Annotated in this window: 7 protein-coding genes and 2 tRNA genes; 7 read left to right on the plus strand and 2 right to left on the minus strand. The window is 40.7% G+C overall.

Going from position 1 to position 12,451, the window contains the following annotated elements; all coding sequences use genetic code 11:
• The 7 genes from H5125_RS12650 to H5125_RS12680 all read left to right on the plus strand — a co-directional run.
• Positions 1 to 3,204 (plus strand): type I secretion C-terminal target domain-containing protein (locus H5125_RS12650; RefSeq protein ID WP_182744402.1); only part of this gene is annotated, 3,204 nt, incomplete at its 5' end.
• Positions 3,205 to 3,287: 83 nt separating this feature from the next.
• Positions 3,288 to 5,465: a type I secretion system permease/ATPase gene (locus H5125_RS12655; protein WP_162022191.1), complete on the plus strand. Its 2,178-nt coding sequence runs from the start codon at positions 3,288 to 3,290 to the stop codon at positions 5,463 to 5,465.
• Positions 5,462 to 6,844: an HlyD family type I secretion periplasmic adaptor subunit gene (locus H5125_RS12660; RefSeq protein WP_101087235.1), complete on the plus strand. Its 1,383-nt coding sequence runs from the start codon at positions 5,462 to 5,464 to the stop codon at positions 6,842 to 6,844. Before H5125_RS12655 ends, H5125_RS12660 begins: the two co-directional genes overlap by 4 nt.
• 21 nt (positions 6,845 to 6,865) lie before the next feature.
• Positions 6,866 to 8,275 carry a TolC family outer membrane protein gene (locus H5125_RS12665; protein WP_182744403.1) on the plus strand — a complete coding sequence of 470 codons (1,410 nt, stop codon included), beginning with the start codon at positions 6,866 to 6,868 and terminating at the stop codon, positions 8,273 to 8,275.
• On the plus strand, positions 8,275 to 8,880 hold the full coding sequence (locus tag H5125_RS12670) for an OmpA family protein (protein ID WP_101087237.1): 606 nt from the start codon (positions 8,275 to 8,277) through the stop codon (positions 8,878 to 8,880). The genes H5125_RS12665 and H5125_RS12670 overlap by 1 nt, the downstream gene beginning before the upstream one ends.
• 86 nt (positions 8,881 to 8,966) lie before the next feature.
• Positions 8,967 to 9,617 carry a transglutaminase-like cysteine peptidase gene (locus tag H5125_RS12675; protein ID WP_162024258.1) on the plus strand — a complete coding sequence of 217 codons (651 nt, stop codon included), beginning with the start codon at positions 8,967 to 8,969 and terminating at the stop codon, positions 9,615 to 9,617.
• 7 nt (positions 9,618 to 9,624) lie between these two features.
• Complete coding sequence (locus H5125_RS12680; protein ID WP_101087239.1) at positions 9,625 to 11,547, plus strand: EAL domain-containing protein; 1,923 nt, start codon at positions 9,625 to 9,627, stop codon at positions 11,545 to 11,547.
• Positions 11,548 to 12,176: 629 nt separating this feature from the next.
• Here the strand turns inward: H5125_RS12680 and H5125_RS12685 are convergent.
• Together H5125_RS12685 and H5125_RS12690 are read right to left on the minus strand one after the other, a co-directional pair.
• Positions 12,177 to 12,253 (minus strand) — tRNA-Pro (locus H5125_RS12685).
• A 73-nt stretch (positions 12,254 to 12,326) separates the two neighbouring features.
• A tRNA-Pro gene (locus tag H5125_RS12690) sits at positions 12,327 to 12,403 on the minus strand.
• Positions 12,404 to 12,451 lie beyond the last annotated feature (48 nt).

Below are 12,451 nucleotides of genomic sequence, written 5' to 3' on the forward strand. Positions count from 1 at the left end.
GATGAGATCGGTACTGATGGCACTGTGACCGCGACCGTGACTCTCGCGACTGGCACCCAAGTTGGCGACACCTTGATTGTCACTGACGGCAATGGCAACACCCTATTTAACGGCCCTGTCACTCAAGACATGCTCGACAACGGCTTTGACGTTGAAGTGCCTGTGACTGCAGGCGCGACCGATGTTGATGTCACCGCGCAAGTGATTGATATCGCCGGTAACCCCTCTGCTGTGGCAACCGATGTGCAAGGCGTCGATAGAACGGCACCCTCTGCACTGTCAATTATTATTGTAGACGATGGAGTCCCTGGAGACGGTTGGTTAAATTATAATGAAATAGCTGCCAATGGTAATGGGATACAAATTAAAGCTGAAGTAGATAATGCAGACCTTGTTGCAGGTGGTTTTGTTTCAATATCCATAACAGTCAATGGTTATGATGTTTCATTTGATCTGAAACTCGAAAATGGTCAATTAGTTAATTTAGATGGTTCAACAACTGGTATAGCTTTCAATTACGACAATGGTGAGATCACATGGACAGCAGATGTTCCAAGTCCAGGTGAACAAATTACCGTTGAAATAACTCAAACTGATGCCGCAGGTAACGAATCAACAGCTGTTAATGATACTGCATCGATAAACAATGTTGATGCTAATGATGACCTTCCTGGTACATCATTTAGTGTGACTTCAGGTGCAACTAACGCTTGGACAATTCCTCAATCAAACGGCCAGAGCTTAATGAAAATATCAGCTCGTACAGCTGATGGCTCAATGGGTGTAGTTAACATAGAATCTGGTACTAACAAACTCGGTGTCGCAGGCTCACCACGAACTTCAGACCAAATTGCCGGACAAATCGAATATGATTCAGCTACCGCGACATCTGAATCAATTGTGATTGACTTTAATGGATTAGTTAATAAGGCGACATTCAGTGTTTCAAACATGTTCTCTAATGAAAATAATGGTGAACAAGGTGTTTGGAAGGCTTATTACAATGGTCAATTAGTTGCAAGTGAAACGTTTAAGACGACTTCAGGTGACGCAGGTACTTTCAGTATTGATACCGGTAATATTGTCTTCGACCAACTGGTATTTGAAGCAACTAAAACCATTAGTGAAGCAAATGGTGGCGCAGCATTAACTGACTCATCTGATTATTTCCTGACAAATGTTGCCGCATCTGGTCCTGCTATTATGGGAACCTACTTAGTGTCAGAAGATGGCGTATTAACCATTTCGAACACGAGTCAAGGTCTACTTAATAATGACTCTGATGCCCAGGGAAACACATTTGCTCTAACTGGAGTAAATGGTTCAATAGTTACAGATGGTCAGGTAGTTATATTACCAAGCGGCGCACTGCTAACTATTCACAGTGATGGTACTTATTCTTATGACACAAACGATTCATTTGAAGCACTGACTGCTGGGCAACTTGCAACGGATACCTTTACTTATACAGTAACAGATCAATATGGCGCGACCGACACAGCGACAGTGACGATTAACATTGTTGGAGAGTCTGATTCAGGCACTGTTTATGAGAAGTACACTGGTAATCCTGGCAATGATGTGATTAAAGGAACCGTAAATAACGATATTATTGTCAGTGATCAACAAGGTTTACAGATTGTTGCTGGAGAAAATTACAATATAGCCTTTATTTTTGATACTTCAGGCAGTATGTCCGGTGTTATTGCTGAAGCTAAAACGCAATTGGAAGCGGTATTTGAGTCTCTAGCAAATAGCGCAACAAGCTCTCATAGCGGTATTGTAAATGTGTTACTGACTAACTTTGCATCAGGCTCAAATTACTCTGTTTCAGTAAATATGGACGACTCAAATGCGGTCCAAACACTGCTTACTGAATTAGCAAAAATGAGCGCGAGTGGTTCTACTAACTATGAAGCTGGTTTTGAGTCTGCAATAAATTGGTTTACTAGCAGCACAGTGTTAAATAATGTTGGAAATAATATTTCTTACTTCATTACTGATGGTTCACCAAATGCGCAAACAATTGATACTAATACTTCAACAGTATTAATGAGTTATGATGTTACGACCAGTAGCTATCAAACCTTAAGTAGTTTGTTGACCTCTAATAACTATTCTAAAGGCCAAGTCATCAGCATAGATGGTCAAGTCGTTGTCAATGCTAGCGGTGCTGTGTATTCACCATACACAGGCGCTAAAATTGGCCAATTAAGCTTTAACACTGATAATAGTGTTAAAAGCTTTACAGACAATGGAACAAATACAACCGCACAGGCGCTACATGCATTTAACTTACTCGCTGCAGTTTCGGAAGTTGAAGCAATCAGCTTAGCAAGCGCTAACGGTAGCACTACGGTTAATGAAGCCAACTTGAAGCTATACGATACAGACGGCAATGTTCGTGCGTCGATTGATGTATCTGATTTATCAAGCATCATCACAGGATCTGAGACATTACAATCTCAAGGTGATGATAATACAATTGGTAATCAAGGTGACGACATTATCTTTGGTGACTTAGTTCGATTTAGCGGTTCATCAGAGCAAGGGTATGTCGCTTTACAAACCTATGTTGCAGATAAAACGGGCCAAAATGTTGGTGATGTTGATGTAAGAGCAGTGCATGATTACATTCGTGACCATGTAAATGAGTTTAATATCAACAACCAAAATGATGGTAACGACATTCTTGATGGCGGTATTGGTGACGATATTCTGTTTGGCCAAGGTGGCAACGATGTTATCTATGGTGGTGAAGGTAATGACGTTCTTATTGGCGGCCTAGGTAATGACACTCTGATTGGTGGCTTGGGTAACGATACCTTTGTATGGTCTAAGGGCGATACTGGTACCGATACGATTAAAGACTTCGAAGTCAATAATGACTCCCTTCATATCAGTGATTTATTGCAGAATGAACAGAACGGCGATTTAGATAACTACTTAGATTTCTCGTTCAGTAATGGCAGCACGACAATTTCTATCGATGCCGACCATAATGGTAGTATTGACCAAGTTATTGTTCTGGATGGTGTAGACCTGTCGCAAGAATACGGTAGCACCACAGACGGAGTGATCATTAATGGTTTACTTAATGATGGTGCACTCATTGTAGATACTGCAACCGTCAACCCTGCTCCATCGCCAGGAACCAGTCATGCTGATCTATTTGATCAACATAATGGAAATATTATTCCTTAATAACAACAAATTGACTGCGTCACATAGTATTATGTGGCGCATATTTGATTATTCTAACAATACACATTAAGGACAATGATTAGGTGCCTATAACTGCGTCTAACAAAAGTGAGCAGTGGACGATCTCTGCTTCCCAGCGGGTAACGGTCGATCCGTTACTCGATTGTTTGGTTTTATTAACTGAACATTTTGGAAGCCCTTGCTCAATAGATTCCCTTGCGGCAGGTCTTCCTTTGTCTGGTGCAGTCATTACGCCCGATTTAATTCCTCAAGCCGCGGCAAGGGCTGGGCTATCAGCTAAATTATCACGTAAAGATTTGAATCAAATCTCTGAAATATTATTACCTTGTATCTTATTATTGAAAGATAAAAAGGCCTGTATTCTAAGAGAGATCGATCTAGAGCAAGACAAAGCCGTTATACAATTACCTGAAACGGGCGGCGAAGATACTCTGACGATTGAAGGTTTAGAAACCTTATATGTAGGTTACTTATTTTTAGTTAAACAAGATTACCGTGGTGACAAAAGTTTTGATGTTCACCTGCATGACAGCAAAACACATTGGCTACTGCAAAGTATTAAAGACTCTGCTCCTATTTACCGAGATGCTCTAATAGCCTCAGTATTGGTCAACCTTTTTGCCTTGGTTTCACCACTATTTATTATGAATGTCTATGACAAAGTGGTACCCAATCTCGCATTTGAATCACTATGGGTTTTAGCCATTGGGGCAAGTATTGCTTATATATTCGACTTTATAATGCGCCAATTACGCAGCTATTTAATTGATATAGCGGGTAAAAAAGTCGACATTATTGTTTCTTCAAAACTATTTGCAAAAGCCATTGGTATTCCACTATCTAAGCGTTCACCAAGCGTAGGAGGAATGGCAAGACAATTAGGTGAGTTTGACAGTATTCGGGAGTTTTTGACCTCTGCAACGATTACTGCGTTGGTTGATCTACCGTTTGCATTACTGTTCGTGATCATCATTTATATTGTTGCTGGCGATTTAGCTATTATTCCGGTTATTGGCAGCTTGATCATTATCGCAGTCACCTTTTATCTACAACCTAAACTGAAGCAAGCAATTGAAGAAAGTAACCGCTTTGCCAGTTTAAAGCATGGCCATTTAATTGAAAGTTTAACCGCGTTAGAGTCAATTAAAGCCAATGGTGCCGAAGGGTTAGTACAAAAAAGCTGGCAACAAATGATTGGCCATACAGCCAATTGGCAGCTCAAAACCAAAAAACTGTCTAATTATGTCAGCCATATAGCTAATTTTATGGTGCAATTAACCGTGGTATTAGTGGTGATATTAGGTGTGTATCGACTAGCAGAAAACGAAATTTCCATGGGTGGGATCATTGCCGCGGTCATGCTATCTAGCCGAGCTATATCTCCGATGGCTCAATTAGCAGGGTTAATTACCCGAGGTAATCATACCATCAGTTCACTGCGCCAATTAGACGCAATAATGGAACAAGAAGATGAGTTTGAAGACAAAGGAAACCTAGCCAGTAAAGAACGATTTATGGGAAAAATTGAAGCGGATAATATCAGTTTTAGCTTCCCTGGCTCCGAAAAACCAAGCCTACACCCTTTATCAATACACATTAATCCTGGTGAGCGCATCGCCATTATCGGTCGTAACGGCTCAGGTAAAAGCACCCTAGCCAAACTACTACTCGGATTGTACAAACCAACTCAAGGCAGCCTGCGCTATGATGGATTAGATGCAGGACAGATTCACCCTAGCGACCTAAGACGTAACTTTGGCTATTTACCTCAAGACGTCACCTTGTTTCATGGGACTATTCGCGACAATATTTTATTCGGTTCTAGGCAAGTGACTGAACATCAATTAATAAGAGCTATCCAGCTTTCTGGTGTAAGTATGTTTACTAACTTAGAGTCTGAAGGATTAGATCAACAAGTTGGTGAAGGAGGCTTGTCACTCAGTCGTGGCCAACGACAAACCGTCGCTTTAGCCAGAGCAACATTGAATGATCCCTCGATATTATTAATGGATGAACCAACAGCAAGCCTGGATGCTAGAGCAGAAAAACAGTTTATTCGCTCAATGCAATTGGTTAGTCGCGACAGAACATTATTACTAATTACCCATAAAATGCATTTATTAAATCTAGTCGATCGCATTATTGTGTTAGAACGTGGACATGTAGTGGCTGATGGTCCTAAAGATGAAGTCCTTGCGAAACTTAATGCAGGGACAATTGCTGGAGCCCAAAACTCATGAGTAAGCATCTTACCGTAGCCGACTTAGAAATGGTTGATGACGTTTATGGTGCCATGATGACTGACGCCCCGTCAGGACATCGTCTTATCATATGGTCACTGTCCGCAATGATGGTGTGTTTTTTTATTTGGGCTTACTTCTCAGAATTAGATCAGGTGACATCAGGAACGGGTAAAGTTATTCCGTCGTCACAGATTCAAATTATCCAAAGTCTAGATGGCGGAATTTTGCAGGAAATCTATGTCCAAGAAGGGAGTATGGTCACTAAAGGACAACCTTTAGCCCGGATTGATGACACCCGATTCCGCTCCGATTTTGACCAACAAGAACAAGAAGTGTTCGGATTACAAACTAATATTATTCGCATGCGCACCGAATTAGACAGTATTATTATTTCAGATATGTCTTCAGACTGGCGCCAACAGGTCAAAATAACCAAGCAAAATTTGGTATTTCCGCAGACCATTATTGACGAAGAGCCAGAACTGGTTAGGCGTCAACAAGAAGAATATTCAATTCGGTTGGATAATTTAAGCAACCAATTAGAAATTCTTGTACGTCAGATCCAACAACGTCAGCAAGAAATAGAAGAGTTGGCCTCTAGAATTAGTACCCTTACGACGAGTTATCAATTAGTATCTCGCGAGCTTGAATTGACTCGACCACTTGCTCGAAAAGGCATTGTTCCGGAAGTTGAACTGCTCAAACTTGAGCGCACAGTGAATGATATTCAAGGTGAATTACAATCGGTTAGGCTTTTACGTCCAAAAGTGAAAGCGTCTATGGATGAAGCCATTTTAAAGCGCCGAGAAGCTGTATTTGTTTATGCCACTGATTTACGTGCACAGCTCAATGAAATGCAAACCAAATTATCACGTATGAATCAGGCACAAAAAGGCGCATTTGATAAGGTCAGTAAAGCCGTCATTGCCTCGCCTGTTATAGGCACCATTAAAAAAATTAACTTTAATACGTTAGGTGGCGTTGTACAGCCAGGTGAAGAGATTATGGAAATTGTTCCATCAGAAGATAAACTGCTGATAGAAACCAAAATCACTCCTAAAGATATTGCTTTTTTACATCCGGGATTACCCGCTATCGTAAAAGTCACCGCATATGACTTTACCCGTTATGGCGGGCTAAAAGGAACCGTTGAACACATTAGCGCCGATACGTCACAGGATGAAGAAGGTAATAGTTTCTATATTGTAAAAGTGCGAACACAAGAGTCCAGTTTAATGAAAGACGATGGCACAGAGATGCCAATAATTCCAGGGATGCTCACTTCAGTAGATGTCATCACGGGAAAAAAATCCATACTTGAGTACATTTTAAATCCAATTTTAAGAGCGAAAGATACCGCCCTTAGAGAGCGCTAAGAAGAACCGGGAGGGTTTTTTATGACAACTATTATAAATCAACAAATAAAGCTAAGTGCTGTTGCTCTTGCTTTATCAATGTTGATAGCGCCAACAGCCTCAAGCCAGACTCTTGAGCAAGCTGTTGCACATACGCTAGACACAAACCCAGATTTACGCATTGCTTTTAATCGCTTTAAAGCGCGTGAAGAGCAAGTTAATCAAGCCGTAGCAGGCTATATGCCAACCGTAGATCTTTCTGCGGGCTATGGCTGGGAGCAAACCGATAGCCCTTCAACTCGTCGTAAAGTAGGTCAAGGTGATGTTGATAATGACGGTATGATTGATTTAGAGCGTGGCGAAGCCGGCTTTAGTATCAAGCAAATGCTGTTTGATGGTTTTTATACTAGCAGCGAAGTCGATCGTTATTCGTTTGAAGCCAGTGCTGATCAGTGGGCATTATTTGCTGCCGCTGAAGATATGGCATTAGATGTTGCAAAGGTCTATTTGGACTACATCCGTAGCGAACAAGTATTATTACTCTCCGAGAAAAATCTCGCGAGTCATAAAGACATTTACGATCAAATAAAACAACGCACAGATTCAGGTTTAGGATCGATAGCAGATTTATCGCAAATCACTGGTCGTCTTGCCCGTGCAAACGCCAATGTAATTTCAGCTAAAAACAATTTAGAAGATGCTCGTGCAGCCTATATCAGAATTGTTGAAGCAAAACCCGATGACCTAATTCTGCCAGTGCCTGATGCTGATATGCTACCAAAAAGCTTAGATAAAGGGCTCATGGCGGCAAAATCGAAACACCCAGTATTAAAATCAGCGGAAAGCGATATTAACGCCGCTAAAAAAGAACGTAGCTCAGCCAAAGCAAGCTATTTCCCACAATTAAGCCTAGAACTTAATGGTAACTGGAATAATGATACTGACGGCGAAGATGGCTACAGCGCAATTAGTAGCCAAAATGTTAACGGCTATAACAATGATTTAGTTGCTATGGTTCGGGTTAAATATAACCTTTTCTCCGGTGGTAAAGACGTCTCAAAAGACAGAGAAACAGCCTATAAAGTCAACGAAGCAAAAGAAATCCAACAACGCGCTTATCGCCAAGTTGTTGAGGGTGTTTCGTTAGCTTGGAATGCTTATGAAATGTTAGCCCCACAAAAACAGTTCATCCGTGAACATGTTGTGGCGTCAAAACAGACTCAAGTGGCTTATGTGCAACAATTTAACTTGGGCCAACGAACTCTGCTCGATTTACTCGATACCGAAAATGAACTATTTGAAGCTCGTAAGGATTACTTGCAAACCGAGTATGACGAAATTGCTGCTCGTTACCGAGTATTGAATGCGACAGGCGATCTACTTGACTCACTTCGAGTAACACGCCCGGGAGAATGGCGTGGTGAGCGTGAATATGAGGGAGGTGTTAAATAATGAAATATTTGATAATTTTACTCGCATTGATTACAACAACAGGTTGTTCGATCAACGATATTGTCGAGTCTAATGCTTCTACACCACAAAATTTTGATCTTGCCGACAGTGATCGTGATGGTGTGATAATGGCCCGAGAACGTTGTGCTGGCACCATCATTGGTGCTGCTGTCGACAACTATGGTTGTGGTAGCATCAAAGATATCAATGAACGCCAAGACTTAAAAATACTATTTAGTAATAATTCAGTGGTTATCGAACAGCAGTATTATAACCAAATTGAACGCGTCGCTAATATCATGAAAACCTACCCTACCACTAAGGTAAAAATAGAAGGCCATACCAGTAAACGTGGAAGCTATGAACTTAATTTAGCGTTATCTCAAAAACGTGCAAAAGCGGTTATCGAAGTGTTAGAAAACACCTTTGGTATCGATCCAAGCCGTCTTAACGCTACAGGCTATAGTTTTGATAACCCAATTGATAACAGTGGCACGCCAGAAGCAGAAGAGCGTAATCGTCGTGTGATAGCTGAAGTCACAGCCGATGACACCATTCCAGAAATGAGATGGAATATTTACACTGTCGATGAGCAAAATGACTAACGGACATACAAGGCATTGATTCTTTGAGTCGTGAAGACAGCAAAGTAACTACAGCGTTGCATAAAAGGGTCTGTCATTTTTTTATTATGGCATCGGCCCTTTTAGTTTCATGTTTATATGCTGCACCAACTCAAGAATTGAATCAGCAGCAAACCGTTTCAGCATTGTCGAAACGTTATGGCGATCGCGCAGGATTACGAGCAAATGCTTGGTTCAAAATCGTCAGTGATTCACAACAACTTGCTGATATTGATAAATTAGAAAAAGTGAATCAATTTTTTAATTTATTTCGATTCATTGATGATCAAACGCTATGGGGTGAATCCAATTATTGGGCATCGCCAATGGAGTTTATCGGGGCTAACGGAGGGGATTGCGAAGACTTCTCAATCGCAAAGTATTTCACGCTTCTTCAACTGGGTATTCCTGAAGATAAACTCCGAATCACCATGGTAAAAGCAACATCGCTGAATCAATATCATATGGTGTTAGCATACTATGAAAAGCCTAGTTCGATTCCGTTAGTGCTCGACAATTTGGATAAAACCATAAAATTGGCAACGAAACGAAAAGATCTCCTGCCTGTTTACAGTTTTAACGGTAAACAATTATGGCTAAACAAAGAAAAAGGTCGAGGTGTGTTAGCTGGCTCATCATCACGCCTTGAAAAATGGACTGACCTTAAACTTAGATTAGGTGTAGACCGCTTACGCCAACCCAAACTCAACATGGAGTAGTGACAACATGACCCTGTTCAGGCAGATCTATGCGTTACTTTTCGGGCTGTTCTTGTTAACAATTGCAAGCGTAGCCTATGTACAATTTTCAGAAACCCAAGGATTCTTATCCAAACAAATGGAATCTGATCTCAACAATGCCAGTAATTCATTAGGATTAATGCTGACCCCTGTTTTAGAAGCCGGTGATGATGCCGGAGCTGAAACATTAGTCAATGTCATTTTTGAGGGCGGCTATTATCAACAAATCAAACTAACGTGGTTGGTTGATGGTAAGCAACAAGTGTGGAACAACTCTGTTAAAGTCGATAATATCCCTCAATGGTTTATCGATCTTAACCTGTTTAAAACCATTAAAAAACAAACCACGATTACCTCTGGTTGGTTACAACTTGCCACACTAGAAATTACAGCTCACCCAGGATTTGGCTATCAGGAGTTATGGCGGATTATTTCCGACATTATTATTCTATTTTCAATCTTATTTCTCATCGCCATTATATTTGCGCGAGTGGGATTAAGCTGGATTTTAAAACCCTTAAACACCCTTTCTTTACACGCTAAACAAATAGCAGCACAGCAATTTGGCCCAGATATGCCAACGCCAAAAACAAGGGAGTTAAAAGAGCTCGTCAATGCATTTAACAGTATGTCAGCCCAATTAAAACAAGTATTTAATTCTCTTGACGAAGAAGTCTCAGCATTAAGAAAGAAAAATCTTATCGATCAAGTCTCAGGGCTGCCAAATAGACAATATATGGTCAGTAGAGTTAATGGTTGGTTAAGCGAACCCAGTACCGGAGCACTTTACTTAGTCAAAATGGATTGGCTAGAAGAAGTACATAGCAAATACGGTTTCCAAGTTCGCGATGAGACCATTCGCATTCTGGCTGAGAAACTACAACACCACCAAGATCAAATTTCTTCTTCTGTTATAGCCCGCATTGCAGCATATGAATTTGCCTTCCTTGTTGAGGACTGTGAACATGACCAGCTGGCTAAGTATTTGCAAAGCCTAATACGTACTGTTAATAAAGAAATATCTAAAGCTGGCTGTAAACCAAATGAACAGTTTTATATTGGTGTTGCTGAACGTCTAGGACAAATGACAGTATCAGACATGTTGGCTCAAGCAGATAACGCACTCCAACAGTCCATTAAAGACGACAAAGTGTTCCATTGGTTTGAGAACACCCAAAAGCAGCTGTTTACCCGTGAAGAGTGGCGCAATAATTTAAGTCATGCCATAAAGAACAAAAAATTCCAATTCCGTTGGCAGTCGATTCAGCTATGTGCCAAAGATGAAATTTGTCAGCGCGAACTATATTGCCAACTGCAAATAGGCGACACCATCCTCCATGCTGGTCAGTTTGTTCCCTATATAGAATTACTCTCATTAGGCACAATGTTCGATCGTTGTTTAATAGAAACAGTCAATGAACATCGTTTACTCGAACGCAATTATGAACGCGTCGCCATCAATCTTACTTATCAAAGTATAAGCGATGCTGATTTTCATCTTTGGCTAAAACAATTCCTACGATCCAATAAATACACCGAACGGATTTGCTTTGAAATCCCAGAAGCAAGTGTATATAGCGATTTAGAATCTTGTGAAAATCTCTGTAAAGTCATTCGAGATTCAGGAGCTCAGTTTGGTATCGATCATTTTGGTCGCCAATTCGGTTCAATGGCTTACTTACAAAGTCTACGTCCAAATTATGTCAAACTAGACCAGTCATTTGCTTATATTGAAGAGAATCAACACAACAGCGAATTATGTCGTGCTTTAGTGAATGTCGCTAAAGGATTAGATATTCAAGTGATTGTCACAGGCATCCAAGAAGCAAACCAATTAACACGATTTACTGAACTCAGAGTCGATGCTTATCAAGGCTTTATTGTACCGCCGGTCAATGTGAAGCTCTAAGTGATATCAAAGAGTTGATCTACTAATACTAACCACTCCTCTGAGTGGTTTTTTTATCTCTGTAGAGCTACTTACAGGCGATAAACTCACTAGGGTATTAGTGGGTTAACCCAACAGCTATAACACAATGCTAGCGCTATACAGCTGTTCTGGTGAACTCGTTCATATTTAAGAACGATACCAGTCTACTGCAATTAATTTACGACCAAGCTTGCTCGATAAGATTTAGCCATACCATGGCACGACTCTGACAACCTGAATATCAGCGTAAAGCCTATTTAACCTGATGTGATGGTCTCCTCCCACTTCAATCATGGCAGATCGATGCCGTACACATCAGGTTATTTATACCTATAGTCGCAGCAGTAATAAACGGTATCAATCCTCCAGCTATAACAGAAGGGCTATAACGTATGGTTAGCAAAAAACATACAAACGTCATTAAACATAGCATGTAGTTCCTATTAACGCCGTTAATGCAAATAGATAGTGTGAATCAATAATGTGGATAGAGGATGCAGATAGATAATGCGATTGGCATTATTCACTTAATAAGGCAATAGTACGAATGTAATGACCAATCAAGAAAAACAAAAAGGCCACTCATTTGAGTAGCCTTTTAGTTAAATTGGTCGGTGATAGAGGATTCGAACCTCTGACCCTCTCGTCCCAAACGAGATGCGCTACCGGGCTGCGCTAATCACCGAGATTTTTACTTGAAAACAAGTCTGATATTTATTTAACTTTGAGGCTAAATTCGCTATGAGAAAGCGGCAATGTGGTCGGTGATAGAGGATTCGAACCTCTGACCCTCTCGTCCCAAACGAGATGCGCTACCGGGCTGCGCTAATCACCGAGATTTTTACTTGAAAACAAGTCTGATATTTATTTAACTTTGAGGCTA

The organism is Shewanella sp. SR44-4 (genome assembly GCF_014163715.1).
In the GTDB taxonomy this organism is placed as follows: domain Bacteria; phylum Pseudomonadota; class Gammaproteobacteria; order Enterobacterales; family Shewanellaceae; genus Shewanella.